At 41.7% G+C, this 22640-nt stretch carries 25 protein-coding genes and 1 pseudogene; 8 read left to right on the forward strand and 18 right to left on the reverse strand.

What is annotated here, in order from left to right; all coding sequences use genetic code 11:
* Window positions 1–45: 45 nt before the first annotated feature.
* Window positions 46–783: a phosphoribosylaminoimidazolesuccinocarboxamide synthase gene (gene purC / locus Q0541_RS01275; protein ID WP_298904446.1), complete on the reverse strand. Its 738-nt coding sequence runs from the start codon at window positions 781–783 to the stop codon at window positions 46–48.
* 649 nt (window positions 784–1432) lie between these two features.
* Between purC and Q0541_RS01280 the strand changes: the two genes are divergently transcribed.
* On the forward strand, window positions 1433–1708 hold the full coding sequence (locus Q0541_RS01280) for a hypothetical protein (protein ID WP_298904448.1): 276 nt from the start codon (window positions 1433–1435) through the stop codon (window positions 1706–1708).
* A 491-nt stretch (window positions 1709–2199) separates the two neighbouring features.
* Here Q0541_RS01280 and Q0541_RS01290 read toward each other — a convergent pair whose 3' ends face one another.
* The 4 genes from Q0541_RS01290 to Q0541_RS01305 form a co-directional block, all read right to left on the reverse strand.
* Window positions 2200–3330, reverse strand: coding sequence for a glycosyltransferase family 1 protein (locus Q0541_RS01290; RefSeq protein WP_298904450.1), 1131 nt, complete (start codon window positions 3328–3330; stop codon window positions 2200–2202).
* 162 nt (window positions 3331–3492) lie between these two features.
* Window positions 3493–3918, reverse strand: a complete 426-nt coding sequence (locus Q0541_RS01295) for a DUF4291 domain-containing protein (protein WP_298904536.1) — start codon at window positions 3916–3918, stop codon at window positions 3493–3495.
* A gap of 76 nt (window positions 3919–3994) precedes the next feature.
* Window positions 3995–5149, reverse strand: coding sequence for an NAD-dependent epimerase/dehydratase family protein (locus tag Q0541_RS01300; protein WP_298904453.1), 1155 nt, complete (start codon window positions 5147–5149; stop codon window positions 3995–3997).
* A gap of 163 nt (window positions 5150–5312) precedes the next feature.
* A complete protein-coding gene (locus Q0541_RS01305; RefSeq protein ID WP_298904454.1) occupies window positions 5313–5843 on the reverse strand; it encodes a hypothetical protein in 531 nt (176 codons plus the stop codon).
* A 395-nt stretch (window positions 5844–6238) separates the two neighbouring features.
* On the opposite strand from Q0541_RS01305, the gene Q0541_RS01310 reads away from it, so the two are divergent.
* The 3 genes from Q0541_RS01310 to Q0541_RS01320 all read left to right on the forward strand — a co-directional run bounded on the left by Q0541_RS01310 (window position 6239) and on the right by Q0541_RS01320 (window position 8693).
* Entirely contained in the window at window positions 6239–6592 is a 354-nt protein-coding gene (locus tag Q0541_RS01310) for a hypothetical protein (RefSeq protein WP_298904456.1), read from the forward strand.
* A gap of 96 nt (window positions 6593–6688) precedes the next feature.
* Window positions 6689–8200, forward strand: coding sequence for an AAA family ATPase (locus Q0541_RS01315; RefSeq protein WP_273762402.1), 1512 nt, complete (start codon window positions 6689–6691; stop codon window positions 8198–8200).
* 142 nt (window positions 8201–8342) lie between these two features.
* On the forward strand, window positions 8343–8693 hold the full coding sequence (locus Q0541_RS01320; RefSeq protein ID WP_012407317.1) for a DUF1257 domain-containing protein: 351 nt from the start codon (window positions 8343–8345) through the stop codon (window positions 8691–8693).
* A 199-nt stretch (window positions 8694–8892) separates the two neighbouring features.
* Here Q0541_RS01320 and Q0541_RS01325 read toward each other — a convergent pair whose 3' ends face one another.
* From Q0541_RS01325 to Q0541_RS01335, 3 genes are all read right to left on the reverse strand, one after another.
* Window positions 8893–9063 carry a hypothetical protein gene (locus Q0541_RS01325; RefSeq protein ID WP_298904477.1) on the reverse strand — a complete coding sequence of 57 codons (171 nt, stop codon included), beginning with the start codon at window positions 9061–9063 and terminating at the stop codon, window positions 8893–8895.
* Window positions 9064–9072: 9 nt separating this feature from the next.
* The gene (locus Q0541_RS01330) at window positions 9073–9279 is read right to left on the reverse strand and encodes a hypothetical protein (protein ID WP_298904481.1); all 207 of its coding nucleotides are present in this window, start codon (window positions 9277–9279) and stop codon (window positions 9073–9075) included.
* A 559-nt stretch (window positions 9280–9838) separates the two neighbouring features.
* Window positions 9839–9988, reverse strand: a complete 150-nt coding sequence (locus Q0541_RS01335; RefSeq protein WP_366941796.1) for a Uma2 family endonuclease — start codon at window positions 9986–9988, stop codon at window positions 9839–9841.
* A 13-nt stretch (window positions 9989–10001) separates the two neighbouring features.
* Between Q0541_RS01335 and Q0541_RS01340 the strand changes: the two are divergent.
* Window positions 10002–10379: pseudogene (locus Q0541_RS01340) on the forward strand (ISKra4 family transposase); the annotation flags it as partial.
* On the opposite strand, the gene Q0541_RS01345 reads toward Q0541_RS01340, so the two are convergent.
* From Q0541_RS01345 to Q0541_RS01375, 6 genes are all read right to left on the reverse strand, one after another.
* Entirely contained in the window at window positions 10372–10833 is a 462-nt protein-coding gene (locus Q0541_RS01345; RefSeq protein ID WP_298904541.1) for a hypothetical protein, read from the reverse strand. The pseudogene Q0541_RS01340 and the gene Q0541_RS01345 overlap by 8 nt on opposite strands.
* Window positions 10806–11315 carry a hypothetical protein gene (locus Q0541_RS01350; protein WP_298904483.1) on the reverse strand — a complete coding sequence of 170 codons (510 nt, stop codon included), beginning with the start codon at window positions 11313–11315 and terminating at the stop codon, window positions 10806–10808. Before Q0541_RS01350 ends, Q0541_RS01345 begins: the two co-directional genes overlap by 28 nt.
* A 42-nt stretch (window positions 11316–11357) precedes the next feature.
* Window positions 11358–12272 (reverse strand): homoserine kinase, encoded by a 915-nt coding sequence (thrB, locus tag Q0541_RS01355; protein ID WP_298904485.1) that lies wholly within the window; start codon window positions 12270–12272, stop codon window positions 11358–11360.
* A gap of 529 nt (window positions 12273–12801) precedes the next feature.
* Entirely contained in the window at window positions 12802–12990 is a 189-nt protein-coding gene (locus Q0541_RS01365; protein ID WP_298904487.1) for a hypothetical protein, read from the reverse strand.
* Window positions 12991–13197: 207 nt separating this feature from the next.
* Window positions 13198–14886 carry an NAD(P)H-quinone oxidoreductase subunit 4 gene (locus tag Q0541_RS01370; protein WP_298904489.1) on the reverse strand — a complete coding sequence of 563 codons (1689 nt, stop codon included), beginning with the start codon at window positions 14884–14886 and terminating at the stop codon, window positions 13198–13200.
* Between the two features lie 238 nt (window positions 14887–15124).
* Window positions 15125–15844: a response regulator transcription factor gene (locus tag Q0541_RS01375; protein ID WP_298904491.1), complete on the reverse strand. Its 720-nt coding sequence runs from the start codon at window positions 15842–15844 to the stop codon at window positions 15125–15127.
* A gap of 588 nt (window positions 15845–16432) precedes the next feature.
* On the opposite strand from Q0541_RS01375, the gene Q0541_RS01380 reads away from it, so the two are divergent.
* Both Q0541_RS01380 and Q0541_RS01385 read left to right on the forward strand, forming a co-directional pair.
* Window positions 16433–17527, forward strand: a complete 1095-nt coding sequence (locus Q0541_RS01380; protein ID WP_298904493.1) for a hybrid sensor histidine kinase/response regulator — start codon at window positions 16433–16435, stop codon at window positions 17525–17527.
* A gap of 67 nt (window positions 17528–17594) precedes the next feature.
* Complete coding sequence (locus tag Q0541_RS01385) at window positions 17595–17720, forward strand: DUF4346 domain-containing protein (RefSeq protein ID WP_298904538.1); 126 nt, start codon at window positions 17595–17597, stop codon at window positions 17718–17720.
* Window positions 17721–17867: 147 nt separating this feature from the next.
* Here Q0541_RS01385 and Q0541_RS01390 read toward each other — a convergent pair whose 3' ends face one another.
* From Q0541_RS01390 to Q0541_RS01400, 3 genes are all read right to left on the reverse strand, one after another.
* The gene (locus Q0541_RS01390; protein WP_298904496.1) at window positions 17868–18116 is read right to left on the reverse strand and encodes a hypothetical protein; all 249 of its coding nucleotides are present in this window, start codon (window positions 18114–18116) and stop codon (window positions 17868–17870) included.
* A gap of 101 nt (window positions 18117–18217) precedes the next feature.
* A complete protein-coding gene (locus tag Q0541_RS01395; protein WP_298904498.1) occupies window positions 18218–18532 on the reverse strand; it encodes a hypothetical protein in 315 nt (104 codons plus the stop codon).
* A 253-nt stretch (window positions 18533–18785) separates the two neighbouring features.
* On the reverse strand, window positions 18786–19820 hold the full coding sequence (locus tag Q0541_RS01400; RefSeq protein ID WP_298904500.1) for a ribonucleotide-diphosphate reductase subunit beta: 1035 nt from the start codon (window positions 19818–19820) through the stop codon (window positions 18786–18788).
* A 114-nt stretch (window positions 19821–19934) separates the two neighbouring features.
* Here Q0541_RS01400 and Q0541_RS01405 point away from each other — a divergent pair, with 114 nt between their 5' ends.
* Window positions 19935–20303: a four helix bundle protein gene (locus Q0541_RS01405; RefSeq protein ID WP_298904502.1), complete on the forward strand. Its 369-nt coding sequence runs from the start codon at window positions 19935–19937 to the stop codon at window positions 20301–20303.
* Between the two features lie 35 nt (window positions 20304–20338).
* On the opposite strand, the gene Q0541_RS01410 is transcribed toward Q0541_RS01405, so the two are convergent.
* Window positions 20339–22594: a ribonucleoside-diphosphate reductase subunit alpha gene (locus tag Q0541_RS01410; protein ID WP_298904504.1), complete on the reverse strand. Its 2256-nt coding sequence runs from the start codon at window positions 22592–22594 to the stop codon at window positions 20339–20341.
* Window positions 22595–22640: the final 46 nt, after the last annotated feature.

Genomic DNA, 22640 nt, shown 5'->3' on the forward strand with positions numbered 1-22640 from the left:
CTGCCTTCTCTGATAATTTCTTCTTACCTTTTGGTTTTTACCTGTTTAACTTGTAGTTTCTACTGCTTTTAGCACTCTTTGTAAAACCTCCTGGTAGGCATCCTCTACATTTCCTAAGTCTCGGCGAAAGCGGTCTTTGTCCATTACCCGGCGGTTTGAGTCCTTTTCTGCGGTATCCCACAAACGGCAGGTGTCGGGGCTAATTTCATCGGCCAAGAGCAACTGCTGTTGTGAGTCCAAACCAAACTCTAGTTTGAAGTCTACTAGGGTAATGCCGCACCGCTGCCAAAAGTTATTGAGAAATTTGTTGATGTGCAATGCTAGATGTGTTATTGCGTCTACTTGTTCCGCAGTAGCTAGTTCTAGCAGATACAGGCGATCGCGTGTCAATAAAGGATCTCCTAATTGGTCGTTTTTGTAATAAAACTCTACCAAAGGCTGTTTCAGAATTGTACCCACCGATAACCCTGTTTGCTGACACAGACTCCCAGCAGCAATATTTCTGATAACTACTTCTAAGGGCAAAATCTTTACTGCTCTCACTAGCATCTGATTTGGGGCAGGGCTATCGATAAAGTGAGTTTTTATACCATTTGCCTCCAACTGTTTAAAAAGCTGGCTGGAAATGCTACAATTAATTTTTCCTTTTCCTTGGATACTGCCACGTTTTTGGGCATTAAACGCCGTGGCGTCATCCTTAAAATCAGCCAACAAGACTTCGGGATCGTCAGTTGTATAGAGAATTTTCGCTTTGCCTTCGTATAACTTGGAATTAACAGACATGGTGGCAGGTAAAGTTCTAGGCGATGGACGATTTTTGTCGTTTCGGGCTTCACCATTTTATCTTTAGTTATTAACTATTAGTCATTGGTGATTATTGAGTGCCGAGTACTGAGTGCGGAATCTCACTTCTTCACTCAGAACTCGGAACTCAGAACTGTTTTGCCCAACGCCCTCATTAGCCAGTTGCCAAACATTCGGAACTGAATCTCTAACTTTTAACAGACGACAGTTAGCTTTAGTGCATAGTAAATTTAGTTTATCTAAGTAGTTTCACTCAATAAAATTAGTAGTTATTTTTGCAAAGAAAGATTAATAAAGAGTACGGGTATTTTTTAATAGTTTGTAAGTCAGGGTTTCAACTGTAGTTAATTACAATCTGAGCTTCATAAACTAAGATGAAAGAAATTGATAGCTCGGAGAAAAGTGAAATATACTCTCTAGTCATTTTAACAGGGAATTTTTTTGTAACATTTACGCTAAAAGTATTTCAAGCTTTATCTTCTAGTCTCAAAATCTGAATCAACCAATTTCTGCATCACCAATTGGAAAAGGAGTTGGATGATTTGATTTCCCCCAGTCTGACAAAAGAAAGATTAGGGTAGCTAGTGATTCAGCTTTAGACATTTAAACAGAAAGGGAGTTGAATAATTTGGAGAAAAAAATAGTGAACAAGGATGATTTTCTCTACCCTCGTGGTCGCTACTACGGTCAAGTAAAGCCAGAAAACTTGGTTTTTAATGCGAATCTACAGGAATTTGCCCAACGAGTAAGCTACATTTGCAACTTAGAAACAGGTGGAAAACTGCCTCCAGGTGCAGCTTACGAACAAATAAAGGATCTATGGAAACAGTTGAAACGCTCAAAAAAAGAGCTAAGAATTGGCGAAGACCCGTTTCAGGATGACCAGGGAGAGGTTCAAGGTTGAAGGGGAGAGGCGGGGACGCTAGGAGTGATAACTCATAACTCCTAACTCCTAACTTCTAACTCAAAACTACTTAGTAAGCATTGTCCAAATACCATTCCAGGACTCTGATGATTTTTTTTGTAATTAATTATACGCATATTGCTGGTGGATATCAACAGCTCGGTCTTTGGGTAGGATGCATTTGGCGGGTTCAAAACAGGCGATCGCTTGTGAGAAGTGCGCGATAAATAAGCAGTGCGTCCGGATATGATAGTTAAACAGAAACTCTTGAATGTTGGCATCTAGAGGGGTGCTGCGATCGCCAATTAACTCCTAGATATTCACCGCCTGGTGTTTCCCTTTGACGCGAATTTTATTTAACTAGCGCACCTAAATGCGATCGCTGCAAAAAGAATATCACAATCATATTCCTTAGTTACCACTTCCAAGCGCAAACTCAAATTGGGCATTGGTTATTCTCCCCACTCCTGGCCTCCTGCTTCTCCACTCCCCTATTTTGTCAACTGTTCAGAAAATATCACCTTTTGGTAGTAATCTTGTAGCTGCCTGGTGGCAGATGGCCAACCCCAGATTTCTGCTTCCTGGCGAGCATTTTGACGGATGATGTCTCGTTGTTGTTTTTGTTCTAAAAGGCGAATAGTGGCAGCGATGGCTCCTTGAACATTTGCCGTTGGCTCGAAAAGATATCCATTTACCCCATCTGTCACAATATCAGGAATTCCCCCCGAACGGGCTGCTACCACCGGACAGCCAGCAGCCATCGCTTCTAGTAGTACTAAGCCTAATGTTTCTGTCCGGGAGGGAAAAATAAAGGCATCAGCGCTAGCAAAGGCAGAACCTAACTCTTGCCCCATGAGATACCCAACAAAATAAGTGTTTGTGCCAGCAAAGTGTTTTTGCAATGCTTGACGGTGGGGGCCATCCCCAACCAGTGCCAACCGCGCTTCGGGAATGGCTTCTAAAATTGGTTTGATGCGCTCAATTTCTTTTTCAGCGGAAAGCCGCCCAACATAAAGTAGCAATGGACTTTCTGGATGGTTTTGTGATAGACGCGATCGCATCTTTACACTAGCCAAATCGGGGTGAAATAATTCTGTATCCACCCCACGCTGCCATAAATCTACCCGTTCAATACCGTGTGCTGTCAGTTCCTCCATCATTGCTGTTGAGGTACACAGATTCAAAGCTGCTTGATTATGAGCACCTTTGAGCAGTTCCCAAAGAAAACCTTCCAGCATCCCCAAGCCGTAATGCTGGAGATATTGGGGTAAATGCGTATGATAAGACGCCACTAAGGGTATTTTGAGAATTTTACTATAAAATATCCCAGATAAACCCAAAACTGCTGGATTCACCACATGAATAACATCTGGCTTAAACTCTTCTAAGACGTAACCAATGGCTGGGCGGGGAAGTGCCATTTTCAACTCTGGATACAATGGCAGAGGAAAGCCAGTAACGCCGTAAACTTTAGCGCCTTTATATTCTGTAATCTCTCCATCAGGGGCAATCACCAGCACTTGATTACCACTGCGCTGTAAATGGTCAACGGTATGGCACAAGCGCGTCACAATGCCGTCAACCTTGGGCAAAAAGGTTTCGGTAAATAGAGCAATTCTCATAAAAAACTATTTAGTACAGGCAGATAATCTCAGGTTTGCTTGCGTTTCGGTATCAAACACAGAGTAAACTGTCTCCCGTGGTGTAATCAATTCTGCACAGTCAGATTTAATGTTTTGCCGCTGTTTTTGTACAAAGTCCGAGATGTCCTCGATATTCACAATTCAATCTTTGGCGTAAGCAACTAGCACTTGACCACGTAACCCTAACTGAATAGCGCGTCGTTCTAATTTTGTCCCCGATAGGTGATGGTCTGGGTCCCATTGTAGGCGGACTTGTGATTGCTTCAATGCTCTTTGCCATTCACTTTTATTGGGATAAAGTTCTGGAACGTAGCTGGAATGAACAGCCGCCGCTAAAATTTCATCAAAAGCTGAACGCTTAATCCAAATAGCTAACACTACCTCTTGCCCATTTTCTGTACCCCATCCAGAACGATACATCATCCAGAGGAAGTTAGGTTTTATCCAACTCATGCGGTCAAAACTGAACTCACCACCAAAATAACTGTAGGTGGCGGCGAAATCACCAATAGCTGGACGATACGCTTGATAAACAACAATTGAATGGTCGTCATATTGTGCTAAGATATGATGACCATTTTTAGGTCAATTACTGACTTGAGTTAAATAAGGTTCTGTTATCAGCCGCACGCAGGAATTTACCCTAATTTCTGTGCCAAGAGACTTTGGGCAGAATTTGTTTGTGATCAACTCGTTTCTGATACTTGATGGCAAAGTTTAACAGAGAATCGAGTAGAGAATCAGAAAGCAAGTGAGGCTGTAAACCTAAATCGAGTAATTTGGTATTTTTAGCGTTGAAGTAATGTTCTTCTTTCTCGACTCTGGGATTATCTAAGTGATTGATTTCTACATTCAATCCCATAGCGTTACCAGCCTTTTTCACCATCAATGCCAAGTCACCGACGCTGAATTGTTCAGTAAATTGGTTAAATACGCGAAATTCACCAGGTTGTGCAGGGTTAGCGATCGCTAATTCCACACATCGGACTGTATCCCGAATATCCAAAAATCCGCGAGTTTGCCCGCCTTTACCGTAAACCGTTAAGGGGTGTCCAATAGCTGCTTGAATGCAGAAGCGGTTCAGTGCTGTACCAAAAACGCCATCGTAATCAAGCCGATTAATCAACAGTTCGTCCATCCCCGTTTCTTCAGTTAAGACGCCATAAACTACACCCTGATTTAAATCCGTTGCCCGCAATCCCCAAATCCGGCAAGCAAAGTGGATGTTATGACTGTCATGGACTTTGCTTAAATGGTACATTGAACCAGGCTGCTTGGGATAAGGTAGGGTATCCTTGCGTCCATTGTGTTCAATGGTGATGTACCCTTCTTCTATGTCGATGTTGGGTGTACCGTATTCACCCATCGTCCCCAGCTTCACTAAATGACAGTCTGGGAAATCTTCCCGCATGGCGTACAACAAGTTCAACGTACCAACTACGTTATTGACCTGGGTAAGAACTGCATGTTCGCGGTCAATCATCGAAAATGGAGCCGAACGCTGTTCTCCAAAATGCACTAGGGCGTTTGGCTGAAATTGATGTAATGCTTTGTTGAGAAATTCGTAGTTAGTAATATCGCCGATGAACAGGTCGATAGATTTGCCAGTCAAATCTTGCCAGTGCTGGAGGCGTTGCTGAATTAGTGCGATCGGAGTGAGAGTTTCGACACCCAGTTCATTATCCCAATGCCGCCGCACTAAACTATCTAAAATTCCAACTTCATAACCTCGATTGGAAAGGTAAAGAGCAGTTGCCCAACCGCAATATCCATCACCACCAATAACCAGGACTTTCATCTTCACCAGTTTTTACTCGCTGATAGCTAAATCTACCAGGTTTCTGTCCCCTCTCAATCATCATTCAGGCGGAGATGTCGATTTAGGCAGCAGGGGGGAGGGGAAGATGAGAGGAATTCTCCTAATTCCTGTACAGACAAAGATTTTTCGCGTCTCTCCTAACTCAGGACTTGGAAATCCGATACTGCTGGGCAATGTAATAAAACAAACGATAGTAATCTTGAAATTCTTGGCTCTTGCTTCGTCCCTGCCAGTAGTATTTCACTTGACTCTGAGTTAGTGTCAGTGTCATCGAACCTACTCCTTTGTCAACCTCTACAACCAGTATCCCAGATACTCCTTGGGCAGTCTGAAAGTTGGGATTTATCTTTTTCACAGAATTTTGGTCTGTAACAATCGAATTTGGTAGCTGCTGACTTGCCCATCCCCGAATTTCCACTGTTTTGTTCTGGGGTGAAATAAATACAATTCCATCATCATTTTCTGGGGCTGCTAATGAAGTCCAGTTACTTGGATATGGAAATTCAAAGCCATAACGGGAGTTGCTATAAGTTTTCCATGTGATAGCTCCGGCGTTAAAATCGTTTGCAGTACAACCCCACAGGATTATGAACAGGGCAATGGCTTTGCTAACGCTGGAGGCAAACCGATAAATTCTTCGCCCCAAACTACAGGTTTTATTAGCAGTAGTCATTTATATTACGCATTTTGCCAAAATTATTGATTTTATAGAAATATCAGGGGCAAGTTAGAGCCACCATACTATACTGCTGCTTGATTAAATTTAGTTAACCCCAGCCAGATAACTGTTTTGTAAATAACTCAGTTTGGTAACGATGTCATTAGTACACTGTGGCGTCAGTTTGCCTACCTTTAACAAGGGGATTTTGCCCCTTGTTAAGCTGCAAGTCTTCTTAATTGAGATGGTAGATGGATTTACACGCCCGCTGTACTAGTTAAAACAGCATCTAAATCCAAAATATAAATAAATGTAACGAAACTGCCGTTAAAACGTTTTGCCGTCTTGACAACCAATCAAGAAACCGATAACTTGATATACATACCCGGGTAAGACCGTTAAAGAGTTATATGCAAACGCAAACTAAGCAAAAGGTCACTTTGTATTTATCGCCAGAGTTGCACAGAAAGTTGAAGATTCGTTCAGCAGTCGATTCAGAGCCAATGTCAGAACTTGCGGAACGTGCCCTCGTTTTTTACCTGTCTAATTCAGAATTGGTTGACGAGGTAGAAGATTCTTCTTGTGGGCGGACTCATAGAGTTTATTCATGCCCAACTTGTGATAGCTCATTAGTCTTACGTGATGGGGAACTGATAACTTTGGGCAATCAACCAGGAGTAGTTGGTCAAGAACATCTTTCTATTGATGAGATGGATAAAGATGAAACCCATCCTAAGAGTGAGGAAGAGTTAGTTCCTTGCTAAATAGATAGGAATTATGAATTATTTATTCATGATTCAATTGTCTTTACCAGAAGCAATGTCTCTACTGTCTCTATAAGGTCTCAAGTAGGTCGATGTATGAAAGAAGAGCTCAATATCTTAATTCAAGCTCAATACCCTTTAATCTACCTTGTGACCTCCGAGGAAGAGCGGGCCGAGCAAGCAGTCTCCACAATCGCCCAGTTGTTAAAGCCCCAGCGCCGGGTATTTGTTTGGACAGTAACACACGGGATTGTGGAGTATGGTCAACCCCGGAATGTCACCCAACATAATACCGTGTCTCCAGAGGCGGCGATTGAGTGGATAATCCGGCAGAAAGAACCAAGTATATTTATTCTTAAAGATTTACATCCCTTTATTGATGCGCCTGCAACAAACAGATCGTTACGTGATGCGATCGCTAGCTTTAAAGGTACGCAAAAGAACATCATTTTGATGTCGCCGATGCAACAAGTACCTATAGAGTTGGAAAAAGAAGTTGTTGTTATCGACTTTACACTGCCAGATATGGCAGAGTTAAATAAAGTACTGACTCAGCATGTAGACCAAAATCGTGGTCGGCGGCTGACAACAGAAGCCAGAGAAAAGCTTCTCAGAGCAGCTTTGGGTCTAACTAAAGATGAAGCTGAGAAAGTCTACCGGAAGGCGCAGGTAACTACAGGGCGTTTAACGGAAGATGAAGTAGATATAGTTTTATCTGAGAAAAAGCAACTAATTCGGCGCAATGGGATCTTAGAATATATTGAAGAAGATGAAACCATTGATGCTGTAGGTGGCTTAGAAGAGTTAAAAAGATGGCTCAAGCAACGCTCCAACGCTTTCACAGAAAGAGCCAGAGAGTATGGTTTGCCTCAACCAAAGGGGATGCTAATTCTCGGAGTTCCCGGTTGCGGTAAGTCATTAATTGCCAAAACTACTTCCCGGCTGTGGGGTTTACCACTGTTGCGGTTGGATATGGGGCGAGTCTATGACGGCTCAATGGTGGGACGAAGTGAGGCAAATCTGCGGAACGCTCTAAAAACAGCAGAATCTATTTCCCCAGCGATTTTGTTTATCGATGAATTGGATAAATCCTTTGCTGGTAGTGGAGGTTCCTCCGATTCTGATGGGGGGACTTCAAGTAGAATCTTCGGTTCTTTCCTCACATGGATGCAAGATAAGAAGTCACCAGTGTTTGTGATGGCAACCGCCAACAGAGTAGAACGCTTACCTGGCGAGTTCTTGAGGAAAGGACGCTTTGATGAGATTTTCTTTGTGGATCTGCCAACACCGGAAGAACGGCAGCAGATTTTCAATATTCATCTGACCAAGCGCCGTGAAGACATCTCTCGATTTGATCTTGAGCAACTAGCTAAGATGTCTGATGGCTTTTCTGGGGCAGAAGTTGAGCAAGCGATCGTTGCGGCAATGTATGAAGCTTTTGCCCAAGATCGGGAGTTCACCCAACTAGATATTATTGCTGCACTGAAGGCAACATTGCCGCTGTCTCGAACGATGCAAGAACAAGTAACGGCTCTGAGAGATTGGGCCAGACAGCGAGCCCGCCCCGCAGCATCCTCCGTAGCTGAATATCAGCGAATGGAGTTCTAAAAGCTTTCCTCTGCCATCCCAGGGGGAAAGGCTAGCTGAAAATGCTAGCAGTTATAAGAAAAGCCGCATCCTGTTAAGCGCGGCTTCGCCCAAAACAAACCGTTGTCGTTTTTCTCAATCTTCTCATTGGAGGAAACCCCAAATGTCTCACTTTAGCACCCTGCGTACCAAAATCACCGATGCCGAAATCCTCAAGGCTTCCTTGCGCGACCTCGGTATCAGCGTAAAGACTGAAGCTGATGTCCGTGGTTATAACGGCCAGCGTGTCCGTTCCGACATCGTTGCTATGTTGGATGGCGAATATGATCTCGGCTGGTCTCGCAACAGCGATGGTTCCTTTGACCTAATCGCTGACCTGTGGGGAGTTGCTAAGAAGCACAATCAAACCGAGTTGATCAACTCTATCAACCAAAAGTATGCCGTTAACAAAACTTTGGCTGAAGTAAAACAACGCGGTCTGCAAAACGCCAATGTGAAGTTGGTATTGCAATAACAATTTCTCTGCGCGTTCCCAAAGCTGCACGGGTTAACCATATAAATAGCGGTTAGCCCGCTTTTTTATCGGGACTGAGATTTATTTCTCAGTCCCGATTTTTTATTTATGAGTCTAGTTAACCTCCAATCTTATCTGAAGAGTTACAGTCTCTCATTTTTCTAGCAAGACAATTGATTAGGATCATTGTTAAATTGTACTAGTCATCATCATCAGTAAAGTAGCTGCTTCTTTCTTCCCGTTTTTCTTCTATCCAAGCATCGTAAGCACCAGCATCATCTGGTTCGTAGTCTGTTTTATAGCACCAGTTTATAAAATCACTTTGATAGCGATTTCCGTAAAAAGCTTCAACATCAACACTAGTTTTCATCTGTTGATTTCAATTATTAAGTTGCAAATAACTGTTAATTTCTTGTAAGTGTCCCTTGCTAATTCTGTAAACATCAGAATCTATTAATTGATTTTTTTTACACAACATAATCGCTTGTTGATAATTTTCTTTTGCTTTTTTTTTTCGCAGTTCTGGTGGTATGGCTTCCCAGCGATCGCATTTTATCAATTTGCAAGTGACAATTATTCTGAACAAGATTTATTTCTGTATTCACAATCTCCATATCCATCAAGCGACTCTGGGTAACACATTTTGTAAACATTTTTTGGATAGCATACACAATCTGTAGCTGCTGAATCGTAACAAACCATTTCAGATTTTGGACTACAACTATTAAGTATAAGTAATAAGAATAATGAGATGATAAAATTAGGTAAAAATAAGATTGTTTTTATAAACATATAAATTAGATTAATTTCATTAACTGTTATACTCCTAATTTTTATAAAATTGACGAGTAAAATTACTGAGTTATTAAATTTTTAATTATGTTAGTTATTCTGAATAATTAAAATTGTAATTATAAAAAATGCTTAAACGTATATCTAAACGTATAGCTGTGCCTAATTTAATAACTGATGGTATTACTTTATATTTTATATTTAGACCTTTGTTTTTAATATATGTATTAGTAATTTTGAGATCAGGTATATATGATGTAATTAATATATTAGTGAAAAAATCTCAGAGATAATCTCTCTGGGATTCTATAGATTTGCTAGATTTCGGAATTAATTATTTTTTGTAAATTACTTTACTTTTTAGGTAGACCAATAATTTCAAAGTTACGTTGTCCAGTTTCTGCATCTGTTGGAGGCATAATAACTAATTCTCCAGCAGCATTACGTTCGATGCGAAAATCGGGGTTTAACTGACAAAACTTGTAAAACTGGTCTTCGGTCATTGCGATCGCTAACCAAAGATGGGAAATTTTAGACTGGTTTCATCTCAAAGAAAATCTCTACAAAGTTGCTGGTTCCATCAAACGGCTCAAAAAAGCCGAAACCCTATTGTGGCAAGGGCAAGTCGAGGCAGCCCAGGCGTTGTTTGCCGATTGCAAGGGTAAGCAGGCGAAGAATTTCTGTACTTATCTTGAGCGACACCGCCTGAGAATTGTCAACTACAGCTATTGCCAAGCCGAGCAAATCTGTTCTGTGGGGTCAGGTGCGGTAGAATCTGCTATCAAACTTCTCGGCACTCGGATGAAAATAACTGGGGCACAGTGGAAAGCTAAAAATGTTAATCAAGTGCTTTCTGTGCGTTGTGCTTACCTCAATGGAAAGCTAGCTATTTGATGTTTTCGCCAAACTGGGATGCTCCCGTTGCTAAGAGCTTCTTCACAAAGTTTAAAGTCTTCTTCTGAAAAATGTTGATTATAAAAATAAGGAATAACACAGTACCACGATTATGCCAAGCTTCGTAAAAAGTGCTTTGAATTTTTATCGCTTCATTATAAGCGTAAAATGCACCTTTATAATCTTGTTCAATCAAAAGCAAATTCCCCAGGTTAAACAGTAATTTACTTTTCAAGCTAACTGTTTGATGGTGTTCTGCAATTAGTTCTTGAATTGTTATTATTTCTTTATTTCTTTCTTCTGCTGTTAAAGTAGTATATTTTTCATAGTCTCCTGCCGGGAATATCCGTGATAATTCTTGCTTTAGAGTTTCTGCATCTATGGGAAATTCAAACATTCCAGAACGCCAATCAAAAAAGTCGGGAGCTAAACAATCCGGTTGACAATTGTCCACACTTCCCCATCTGATCGAACATAGGGAACAGAGATTGTCTTGAACCCAGTAATGAAGGGCTTGTAATAAATCTGCCAATACATTGGACTCAGTTGATTGGCACAAGCCTTGAGTAAACGGACTTCTGTCGCCAGTTCACCTGCTAGTTGATTAATGCGTTGAGCATGAACCTGTGCCACTTCTTTCGCTTCTTCTAGCTGCTGCTGTTGAGTAAGTTGTTTTGATTCAACTTGCCAACGCACTAACTTACCTTGTTTTTGTTTTATCTGGACTTCCAGGGCTGCGATCGCTGCATCGATGCCCTGGAGTTCAACTGATAATTGGGCATTTTCCCTGGCTTGACGGCGGTACGCTTCAACCATTGCCTGGGGTGAATCATTTTCGGCAGAGATTACATTATTAATAGTGAGTGCAGCGCGTTCTTCTAGGAGAATCTGAATTTGAGATTTAAGCGCCGCCATTTCATCCTGAATTTGCTCCATAAATCGAGTTTTAAGTGCTGAGTAAAATAGTAATCTGATTTTTTAAAAGCTTTTTGCGCCTTGGGTATCGAGAGAAAGCGATCGCACCTCAGCTGTAATTCCTTCTTGTTGCCAAGCAGCTAACATCGCCGCCTCCACAGCCTCTGAGTGTAACTTATCTGCCAAAGCTAACAGTGTCGGCCCCGCACCACTAATCACCATACCATAAGCACCAGCACTAACTGCTGCTATGTTTAGGGCATCATAACCAGGAATCAAAGCTTTGCGATAGGGCTGATGCAACTTATCTTGCAAACCTGTCTTTAACCATTGTCCGTTACCAGTTTCCAAGCCGCGCAACAATAACCCCAGATGTGCCATATTGAAAATCGCATCGGCGCGACTCACCTCAGTTGGGAGAACGCCCCGCGCCTCTGAAGTGGAAAGTTCAAAATCAGGAATAGCCACAACTGGTACAACATCTTTATGCCAGGGAACATCACAAATTTCCCAACTTGCGCCACTAGTAGCAGCAAGACGACATCTTCCCAACAAAGCTGGAACTACATTATCAGGATGTCCTTCCATTGCGATCGCTAACTCCATCATCTGCGACTGACTCATAGGCGCACCCTCAAGTTGATTAGCAGCAACTAAGCCACCAACAATTGCTGTCGCCGAACTACCCAAACCCCTCGCCAGTGGGACACCTAATTTAATCTCTATTTTCACTATCGGCGGTGTTTGCTCTATATGTTGATAGAACTTGACAAATGCTTGGTAGAGGAGATTGTTCTCATCAGTTTGGACTCGTTCAGCTTCCGTACCAGTGACATGAATAATTAGCTCACCCTCTTCTTGGCGAGTGAACTTGAACTCGTTGTACAGCTTTAAAGCTGCACCGATGCAATCAAAACCAGGCCCCAAATTAGCAGTTGTGGCCGGAACGGTAACAGTGATAGCAGAAACAACAGACATTGGCAAAACTCACTAATCATCAACCAGCATCTCATGTAAGTGGTTGATTTGCTCATGAGTTATAGCAATTGTCTGTAAGTAGTCACAAAACCCAGTATAGTTTTATTTATCCCCTATTCTGCGGGTAGTGCGGTTTAATAACCAATCAAGCGGACATGATATTAGCGATAGGCGTAGCCCGTTGTAGACATCGCTTTCTCAATGATTCAAATTAGTTTTATCTTGAATGTTGCTTGTGACTTCCCGTCAATCTGTATCCAGTTTATCCAATAGCCTTTTTCCATGAATAACTGCTGCAATAGTTAAAGTTTCACCCTGAATTCGATAGATGATTCGATAGCTATATACAAACTTTTCCTAATAGTATCATCGCCAAACTCTGGTACTATTCTACCTAAGAAAAAAAAGTTACTTAAGTGACGAGTTACGTCAATTATCCTCTAAACCACTGCCGCAGCATAAGCAGTCGAGTCACAAGATATATATATGGCGATTGCTTTTACATCTTCTATTGCTTTAGAAGACCAAACTACTTGATAAGCCATTTGCTCAAACGTTCTTCAGCTTCCTCTTGTGCGATCGCTCCTTCTATGTCGGCCGCTTTTAATCCACGGCTAACTTTTTCAATTACGTACAGATGGTATTGGATATCTTCGATTGAGCAATCATCTGGCAATTGGTTCAGCAGAGATTGAACTTTTTCTTTTGTGGTATTCATAGACTGATTTTTAGTTTATTATTAACTACCGTACTGCTCATTAATCAACTGAACGCTCTGGTCGGGTGTAGAGTCCACCATTAACATCAATATAACTCCAATCTGGCATTGATAGCCTACCCATAGTTATCGGCTATCAATAATCTGTTTTTCCTCAGAAAAATACCTAGCGCTCACTCTTTTCAACAAGTATATTAGTCAAAAAGGTTACTTCAAAGTTCCCAAAACGGGTACTACTTCAACCTCTGAAATTTGTGGAACCAAGAAACCCTTGGCATAAATCTGGGGATTGCTTTGCGAGACTATGGCATAAGACTGGCGAAGATTAGCATTCACTGCAACAGTCTTCACGTCGTACATCTGCATCACCATCTTGGGATAGAAACCAATACCAATAATCATCAACAGAAAGCAGGCAGCGATAAACACCTCACGCGGTCTAGCATCGTCGTAGACTGCCTCTTCTGGCACCAGACAGTCTGTACCAAAACAAACTGTTCCCTCATCTTCTTGATTTTCTGAGCCTGCATTATTAATGTCGCAGATGGGTGCTGCACTCTGACCATAAAATACCTCTCGCAGCATGGAAAGTAGATAAATAGGTGTGAGGATGACTCCAACTGCTGCTAGAAAAACCGTTACAGTACAGAAAGTCGAACTGTAAACGTCACTGCTTGTCAGACCAACGAATACCGAGAGTTCGCCAGCAAAGCCGCTCATACCGGGAAGTGCCAGGGATGCCATCGTTCCGATTGTAAACAGGGCAAAGACTTTGGGCATGGCTTGACCAATACCGCCCATATCTTTCATTACCATTGTATGGCTGCGATCGTAAGTAACACCTGCTAAGAAGAACAGCACTGATGCAATCAAACCATGTGAAATCATTTGCAACATCGCGCCGTTGATTCCCAAATCAGTGAAAGATGCAATCCCAAGCAATACAAATCCCATGTGGGAAATCGACGAGTAAGCTAAACGCCGCTTCATATTGGTCTGAGCAAAGGAGTTCAATGCACCATAGATAATATTCACAACACCCAGAATGGCTAAAACGGGCGCAAAGTAAATGTGTGCATCGGGAAGCAACTCAAGATTCAGGCGAATTAGTCCATATCCGCCCATCTTCAGCAATACACCAGCCAAAATCATCGATACAGGAGAGGATGCTTCGCCGTGGGCATCAGGCAACCAAGTATGCATCGGAAAAACAGCAAGCTTGACACCAAATGCAATCAGCAACCCTGCATAAAGTAGCAGTTGTAAACCAAGAGGATATTCCTTCCTGGCGAGGGCGGTGATATCAAATGTCATGTTACCGCCGCCGTATAGCCCCATTGCCAGGGCTGCCACCAAAATAAATATAGAAGCCGCTGCGGTGTACAACAAAAATTTCGTAGCCGCATAACGACGCCTTTGTCCACCCCAAATGCAGACTAGTAGGTAGACGGGAATCAGCTCTACTTCCCACATAATGAAAAACAGCAGCAAATCTTTGGCAACGAACACCCCTACCTGTGCAGAATACAGCACCAGCATCAGAAAATAGAAGAGGCGGGGTCGGTGATTAACTTGCCAGGCCGAAAAAATTGAGAGTGTGGTGACAAATCCTGCTAAAAGCACAAGGGGAACTGAAAGTCCATCGACTGATACCGCCCAGTTCAAACCTAACTGAGGCATCCAGGCATAATTCTCCACGAGTTGAAAACTAGCACTGCTGGCATCGTAATGCTTCCAAAAGGCATAGCACATTAAACCAAAGTCTGCAATACCTACACCCAGTGCATACCACCGCACGCGCCTGCCATCTTTATCAGGCAACACAGGGATGAGTAAGGAAGCAACGAGTGGCAGCAAGACAATCGCGGTAAGCCAGGGAAATTGATCCGCTATCATGTATATGAGAAAAAATACTTATTTGTCAATTATGTCATTCTACTCAAATTTGTAACAATATCTTCATAGAGTTTAGTCCCTATTAACCGCTTTGACCGAAAAACAATTATGAACAAGCACTTTGTTAGCGCAGCATCGATTCAAAAAGTTGCAGTTTTGAGGTAGATAGTTCAGTACCCGCTTTCAAGGAATTAAAAATTACTGGGGAAATTGCAATCTGAGTAGTTCATTTACTCACTCATGGTACTAATCCAGCCCGCAAAGCCCGGACAGCAGCCTGTGTACGGTCAGCAACACAGAGTTTATTCAGAATACCTCGAACATGAGTTTTTACAGTTCCGACCGTTAGATAGAGCCTTTTAGCAATTTCTGCATTGTCACACCCAGCGACAATCAACTCTAAAACATCCATCTCCCTATGAGTTAAAGGATAGCTGACTATATTTTTCTCAACATCTGGGTCAATACCTTCAATCAAGACTCTTTTTCCAGCTGCTCCTCTGCTACCATCGGGGAAATCTTGACGTATTTGTTGTAGTACAAGGTCTGCGATCGCTGGATCGATCCATGAGCTACCTGCATAGGTCGTTCGTACAGCCTCTACTAGTTTCTCAGTTTCGATATCCTTCATGCAATAAGAATCTGCGCCTGCTGCAAATGCTGCTAAAACTGCCTGTTCGCTATTCTGCATCGTTAAAATTAGCAGGTTTGTTGTATAATCTTCATTCTCGGCTTGATATTGCCTAAATGTGCGTGTTAGCTCAATTCCATCCATGTCAGGCAAGCCAATATCAATAGTAGCAACATCGGGCTTGAGAGTTTTCAGAAGCTTGATGCCCTCTGCTGCATTGGCTGCTTCACCAACAATGTTTAACTCTGGATCGGTTTGCAAAGCAGCCCGTAAGCCGATTCTCGTAAGGTTGTGATCTTCAATCACGAGGATCTTGATTTCACTCATAGTTGCTTAATTTTACTGTTATCTATCTAAAGTACAGATTAAAATAATCTCGTTCTTCTATTCGGGATTTTATACAAAAAGCAATGCGTTTGGTATTATTACCTTAAGTTCATCTACCATTGGACATAAATAACCTTATCTCGGAAGTTTTTCTAAAGCAAGAGTTTCGATATGACAATATAATTCGAGCAAAAAATATTTTTATACATTTACTTGAGGATAAATGTTTTATGATAAACAACTCCTCCCTGAAAATCCCCTAGTTAGCAAGCAAGAGTGGGTGACTACTAAATAGTTGCCCTTGCAGTAGCTAGGATGATGCACATAAAAAGGATTAAACTACCTCACCCTAGCATCCAGGCAGAGATATTGGTTGGATAATCGGACAGCTAAGATACTTGTAAAAAATTAATATTCTTTAATAAATACATTTTTTATTAAAGATACAGTGTAATTACGTACACTTATCAGATATTTAATTTGGGAAACTTTAAAGGAAAATGTCAATCCTTAATAATCTCAGCGCTGGTAAAGTAAGCTATTACTAGATTTGCTAGGGATAGCCAAGCACTTCTTTTTTATTTAGCCATGTCTTTAACTAAAACTGTCAAAAAAGATAAAATTCTCGTTGTCGATGATGTTTTTGACAATTTACTGGTCTTAGAAGCAGTCCTAGAAGATAAGGACTATGAGATTCACTTGGTAGAAGATAGCAAAATTGCTCTGACTATGGTTGAGGAGTCACCACCAGACATAATTCTGTTAGATGTGATGATGCCGGAGGTGGATGGCTATGAATTTACTCGACGCATCCGACAGAATCCGGCGTTGCCATTTATCCCAATTCTGCTGCTTACAGCTCACTATGAGTCTAGCGTTGTTGAAGGACTTGATGCTGGTGCAGATGACTTTATTCGTAAACCATTCGATCCTGATGAATTACATGCACGAGTGCGATCGCTCCTGCGCCTCAAACATAGTATCGACGAACGAGATCAGATGGCTAACCTGCGGACAGATTTTGTCTCGCGTTTTACTCACGATTTACGCATACCGCTGGTAGCCTCCAACCGCGTGTTAAAATTATTGCTGTCAGGTAGGTTTTGCGAAGTTTCGCCACAATTGCAAGAAATAATTGATACCATGATTGGCAGTAACCAAGACCTGCTGGAAATGGTAAATACCTTGCTAGAAGTTTATCGTCATGAGGCAGGCTGTAAAACCTTAAAAATTTATCCCTGCAATATTCAGGAATTAGTTAGTGAAGTTACCCAAGAATTAACTCCCTTAGCTGAAGAAAAAGGATTAGTTGTAAACATTGATAGAGGTGAAACTGCAAGCACCATCATGGGCGATCGCGTAGAACTGCGGCGAGTTTTAACAAATATCATCGGCAATGCGATCAAATTTACAGATAAAGGTTCTGTAGATATTCATAGCCATCTCACTCCAGCAGATGTGACTATTGATATCCAAGATACGGGGCCGGGAATTTCTAAACAAGACCAGGCAATATTATTTGAGCGATTTCGTCAAGGTAAACACCAGCGTTCTGGTAGTGGTTTGGGACTATATCTATCTCGCTGTATTATTGAAGCACATCAAGGCACAATCGATGTGACATCTGAGCCAGGGCAGGGTAGTATATTCACTATCCGTCTACCTGTAGCTGGTGAAAACTAAGACACCAGCGATGTCTACGACGGGCTACGCCTACGCAATCTGTGTCAGTTAGTGAGGCGAGTTAGCGATCGCAACGAGAACATCGCAAAAATTGCGCCTGAAATCGGTGAGCCGATTGGATCATACGGCTTACTTGGGACGTGAGTTTATGCGAGCAGAATTAGCATTGGTGACAGCACAAGACTACGTATAGGATTAAATAGGCTTTGTGATAACTTGGAGCTTGTCACGAGATAACCTTGACATTTATTGAGTTAGAAATGCTTTCTCACAAAGCTTCCTAGATATAAACTTGTAAAAGTTATTTCTTGACGACTCCTTACCGGTTGCGTTCGCTAAACTAGGATGTTGGATTACTCAGGTGAGGTAAGTTACATTTTCTGAGTTCTTCAACCGAATCTTGAAAAAAGCTGTCAAATCCTACCACTAACTCTGCAAATGGGACACTATGAAACTCAGGTTGATTTCCTAAGTCATTTTTTTTAAGTGCAAGAGCAAATACATACGGTTCTTCAGTACCTATAGAGGATATTTCACTATTAATAAAGGAATGTTTATAAGCATTTGAAACTTCGTTAAGAATTTTCAAAAATGATAGGTGGGCTGCAAAATTTTCCTTGAATGTCTGTAAAGTGTTTTGGTGATTAAGCAAACCGATACAGTCAACCTCAACTTTGGTTGGAAACTGCCCTATTTGCTCTTGAATATACAGAACATATTGTAACTAATCAGTTCATCAGCGGTCTTTCTTAACCAATAAATGACCTCTTCTGCAATTAATTGATGGCGAAAAAAGTTTTCATCAAACCCCTGCGACTGATGGGCTAGCGAGAAACTTGAAAATACATCTTGTATCAGTGAGTTAACTTGATCGATACGACCGACAATCTTTAGGTACTTCAAAGCAAAGTTCCCAAAAGGGGTATCGCTTGGAAGAGGTAATATCTGTGACACGTTCAAAAACTGTTGGGGATGCTTACCCGTATTGATTTGTGGAACACTCATATTTGGATATATTCAAGCAAAAATAGCAGTAGATATGTTAACACGACCATGATGATACAGTACACGGTCATCGTTATGGTAAGTTCGACACCATACTTGCGATAAGGTTAACACATAACATGGCTTTTTGAAGAAATATAAAGTTTACCTGTCTTTTTATCAAACATACTTGATGATTACCAAAAAGTAGCCGACGCATTTTTAAAGACGCGATATATCGCGTCTCTACATCTAAATTAATAATAAACCCCTTTTAGAAATCATCCCAACCTTCAATACTTGAAGACATGACGTAACTAGTTACACTTGCCTCAAAGAAGTTTGCCTTTGTGTGAGCTTCTTTCTTAGTATCTGAGAAACGCTGCAAGTGAGCATAGGGGCTTTCTTTGTAGATAGCTTCTGGAAATAATGGCTCTAAACCGATCGCCTTCAAGCGAGCATTTGCCAAATATTTTGTGTACTGTTCTGTACTGTTAGCTGTAATGCCAAGAATATCATCTCCAACAATATGTTCTGTCCACTTGCATTCATGCTCGACAGCTAGAGCAAACATTTCATAAATTTGTTCGCGGCTGTGGGGGAAAACTTGCATCGCTTCTGGAATCAATTTTTGATATAGCCGCACATGAGAGAGTTCATCTCGGTTAATCATTCTAAAGATATCGGCACTCCCAGACATGAGCATCCGTGATGACAAATTGTAGAAAAATATAAACCCATTGTAGAAATACAATCCTTCTAACAAATAATCTGCTAACAGCGATATGAAATAATTCTCTGGTGTCGGGTTATCGACATACTTTTGGTATAGTCCGGCGATGAATTCGCATCGTTGTTTGAGAATGCGATCGCTCCGCCAAAAATCATAGACGTGTGTCCGGCGATCGCTGGGTATCACCGTCTCAATGATGTATTGATAAGACTGATTGTGCATTGCTTCTTGGGAAATTTGTTCCGCCATGCACAATGCAATTTCTGGTGCGGTAATACTGTTTTTGATATGAGGTACATTACAGGTTTGCACCGAATCGAGAAAAGTCAGATAACTGAGAATGCCATCAAATGCACGTCGTTCTCCAGGTGTGAGATTGAGATAATCTGTTACGTCCTGAGTAATGTCTATTTTTTCGGGAACCCAGAAGTTCTCTCGCATTTGACGGTAGAGAGACACAGCCCAGGAATAGCGAACATCATTGAGTTGCATTAAATTTGTAGTTTCCCCGAACCATATTAAACGGTTTGCTGTATTATCACTCCCGTTCGGATTGAAAACGGGATTAATTGGCATTAATGATTGTCTTGGTTGGTACATTTTTCAGTTGAAAGGGAGTAGGGAGTAGGGAGTAGGGAATGGGGAGTGGGGAGTAAGATTAAAAAAGATATATACACTGATTCAGCATCTATGACAATTAATAGTTATCGGGATTTGAAAGTTTGGCAGTTGGGTATAAGTTTGACCAAGCAAGTTTATCTATTAACACGAGATTTTCCTAAGTCTGAAACATATGGTTTGAGTAGCCAAATGCAACGGGCGGCAGTATCGATCCCATCAAATTTGGCAGAAGGTCATGCTAGAGATTCAACACAAGAATTCCTTCGATTTATAGCGATCGCTCTCGGTTCTTTGGCGGAACTTGAAACCCAACTCATTGTAGCCGAACAATTGGAATACATAACCAATTCTAAACTCCAAGAAATTCTAACCAAAACTGACGAAATACAACGAATGTTTCGAGGTTTACAAAAATCCTTGAAAGCAAAACTTTCTTAATCTCTACTCCCTACTCCCCACTCCCTACTCCCTAGTTAGTTTGCACAAGCAACACATTGCTCGTTCGATTCTTTGAAACTATCTTTCTGCACAGTGCGAATGTAGTAGATTGCTTTACAACCCAATTCCCAAGCCAGCATTAGAGTTTCAAAAATATCAACAGCGGTAAGAGAGCGCTCTGGTTCGTCAGGGAAATAGACTCCAGTATTTAGGTTAAATAGCAATTCCATTGAAATTCCTGTATCAATCCATTGTTGGATTGTAGCGATCGCTTTCACCACTTTTTTCTGATCTAGTGTCTTATTTTCGACATAGAACCATAGATTATCCCGAATGTAAGGCGGTGCGATGGGTACTGAACCCTTGGCCCACTTTTCATAAAAGAATTTGCTGTAAACGGGTAAAACACTGGCTGTACAACCCTGAACTAAAGATGAAGAAGTGTTAGGTGCGATCGCAGTAATATGTGAATTGCGAATCCCATGTTGTTTGATATCCTGACTCAGTTGTAAAAAGCGTTCTGGTTGACTAGCGTGTTGCTTAAACCAATCCACAGGCTTTGCTCCGATTAAACGTCCCTTGCTCCATTCACTACCCCCAAAAGCAGGATACGCACCCCGTTCCTTCGCCAGTTCCATTGATGCTGCGGTGCAATAGTAACCAATGTCTTCAAATAAATCACTGATTTCCTGAAGATGGGTGTAGGTAAGATGACGTTTTGCTAACCAATCGGCTAATCCCATACAGCCTACCCCAATTGTGCGATATTTGGCGTTGTGAGTGGCACTAGCAGCAAAGGGTGGTGAGGTCAGTTCAATGGTGTTATCTAGTATACGTACTGCAATTTGACAAATCTCTGCTCGCTGCTCATTTTCTAAATTTGCAAGATTAATACTAACGAGATTACACGTATGTGCTTCTTCACCAGGTTTCACATTTGACCATGATTCTTGACAAAGGTTTCCACCAGGAATATAGCCCTGATGCTGATTAGGATTAGCTCGGTTCGCGGTATCTTTGAACCACAGATAAGGCATCCCGGTTTCTAATTGGGTTCGCATCACTTGTTTGAGTAAAAGACGCGCATTCACCCGTTTGTAAAGCGTAATCGAGTCATCTAAACTGGCTTCGATTTGAAGATAGGCACGTTCAAATGCTTCACCCCATAGTGTTGCTAGTTCAATGCCTAAACGAGTTCGTACTTCATAAGGATCAACTAAAGTCCATTCTGTATCTGCTGCTACTCGCCGCATAAATTCGTCACTGACAACCAATTGCGGGAACACGTCATAAGCTTTGCGTCGCCCGTCCCCACTTTCGGTTTGCATTTCCAAAAATTCAGGTAAGTCCATATGCCAAACATCTAGACTCACAGTGACAGCACCGGCTCTGCGTCCACCTTGATTAACTGCGATCGCTGTATCATTTAACAACTTAATCCAGGGAACTACACCACCTGATGCATTTGCCTTGCCCATCACCCAACTACCTGTTGCTCGAATCCGAGACAGATTCACCCCCACACCGCCGCCATTTTTGGAAATGCGAGCCGCATCATGAATGCCGCCAAAAATGCTTTCCAAATTGTCGTCCATTGCCGTAATGAAACAACTAGCAAGGGAGCCATTGGGAATCCGCAAGTTCGCCAGAATGGGTGTTGCTAAAGATATTTGACGATTCGCTAACGCTTCATAAAATTGCTTTGCCCAGGTTAATCGGTTATTTGGTGTTTCCACGGAGGCAATCAAGAGCGCACAAGTCAAAAATGCTTCTTGAGGCAACTCATTCGCCAAAAGATATCGCTTCGTCAGTAATACCGCTCCCGCATAATCATAATCGGCATCCCAGTCGGGATTGATCCAAGTATTAGCAATTTCTAACTCTTCAGGAGAGTAGGTCAAGATGCGGCGATCGTATTGTCCTTCTAGAACTTTGAAATGTACAGTCCGAGCATAGTACCCGTACTGATAGCCACGGCTAACTGTTATTTCTTTCCACAAACTCCAAATATGTAAGCGGCCAGCTACATAGCGCCAATCAGGTTCTTCAGGACTACACAAATCCAAGGCACAGCGAATTAAATTATCTTGAATTTCTCGCGTGGTAATGCCGGGACGCAATCGAGTTGTCAGATGTGCTTCTAGAGCAATGGAATTTGTTGAAAGTCCACAACAAGCCCAATTAACCACTGTGCGAATTTTATTAATTTCCAACGGTGTAGTCGTTCCATCACGACGAATGACATGGATATCCGTTGTGGAGCTGTTTGAGAGTGTAGATGGAGCTTGCATACAAGATGTGTTGATAAATTGTAGAAGAATAATTGCAAAAATGGAA

The organism is uncultured Nostoc sp., from assembly GCF_937863485.1.
In the GTDB taxonomy this organism is placed as follows: Bacteria; Cyanobacteriota; Cyanobacteriia; order Cyanobacteriales; family Nostocaceae; genus Nostoc.

Excerpts from the sequence above, each read along its gene's own strand:
- Q0541_RS01305 (WP_298904454.1), bottom strand. The coding sequence starts at position 5,843 with ATGACTACTGCTAATAAAACCTGTAGTTTGGGGCGAAGAATTTATCGG.
- Q0541_RS01380 (WP_298904493.1), top strand. The coding sequence starts at position 16,433 with ATGTCTTTAACTAAAACTGTCAAAAAAGATAAAATTCTCGTTGTCGAT.
- Q0541_RS01290 (WP_298904450.1), bottom strand. The coding sequence starts at position 3,330 with ATGAGAATTGCTCTATTTACCGAAACCTTTTTGCCCAAGGTTGACGGC.
- Q0541_RS01300 (WP_298904453.1), bottom strand. The coding sequence starts at position 5,149 with ATGAAAGTCCTGGTTATTGGTGGTGATGGATATTGCGGTTGGGCAACT.
- Q0541_RS01405 (WP_298904502.1), top strand. The coding sequence starts at position 19,935 with ATGACAATTAATAGTTATCGGGATTTGAAAGTTTGGCAGTTGGGTATA.
- Q0541_RS01400 (WP_298904500.1), bottom strand. The coding sequence starts at position 19,820 with ATGCCAATTAATCCCGTTTTCAATCCGAACGGGAGTGATAATACAGCA.
- Q0541_RS01370 (WP_298904489.1), bottom strand. The coding sequence starts at position 14,886 with ATGATAGCGGATCAATTTCCCTGGCTTACCGCGATTGTCTTGCTGCCA.
- Q0541_RS01310 (WP_298904456.1), top strand. The coding sequence starts at position 6,239 with ATGCAAACGCAAACTAAGCAAAAGGTCACTTTGTATTTATCGCCAGAG.
- Q0541_RS01410 (WP_298904504.1), bottom strand. The coding sequence starts at position 22,594 with ATGCAAGCTCCATCTACACTCTCAAACAGCTCCACAACGGATATCCAT.
- Q0541_RS01325 (WP_298904477.1), bottom strand. The coding sequence starts at position 9,063 with ATGAAAACTAGTGTTGATGTTGAAGCTTTTTACGGAAATCGCTATCAA.
- Q0541_RS01350 (WP_298904483.1), bottom strand. The coding sequence starts at position 11,315 with ATGGAGCAAATTCAGGATGAAATGGCGGCGCTTAAATCTCAAATTCAG.
- Q0541_RS01375 (WP_298904491.1), bottom strand. The coding sequence starts at position 15,844 with ATGAGTGAAATCAAGATCCTCGTGATTGAAGATCACAACCTTACGAGA.
- Q0541_RS01365 (WP_298904487.1), bottom strand. The coding sequence starts at position 12,990 with ATGAATACCACAAAAGAAAAAGTTCAATCTCTGCTGAACCAATTGCCA.
- purC (WP_298904446.1), bottom strand. The coding sequence starts at position 783 with ATGTCTGTTAATTCCAAGTTATACGAAGGCAAAGCGAAAATTCTCTAT.
- thrB (WP_298904485.1), bottom strand. The coding sequence starts at position 12,272 with ATGTCTGTTGTTTCTGCTATCACTGTTACCGTTCCGGCCACAACTGCT.
- Q0541_RS01335 (WP_366941796.1), bottom strand. The coding sequence starts at position 9,988 with ATGACCGAAGACCAGTTTTACAAGTTTTGTCAGTTAAACCCCGATTTT.
- Q0541_RS01395 (WP_298904498.1), bottom strand. The coding sequence starts at position 18,532 with ATGAGTGTTCCACAAATCAATACGGGTAAGCATCCCCAACAGTTTTTG.
- Q0541_RS01320 (WP_012407317.1), top strand. The coding sequence starts at position 8,343 with ATGTCTCACTTTAGCACCCTGCGTACCAAAATCACCGATGCCGAAATC.
- Q0541_RS01315 (WP_273762402.1), top strand. The coding sequence starts at position 6,689 with ATGAAAGAAGAGCTCAATATCTTAATTCAAGCTCAATACCCTTTAATC.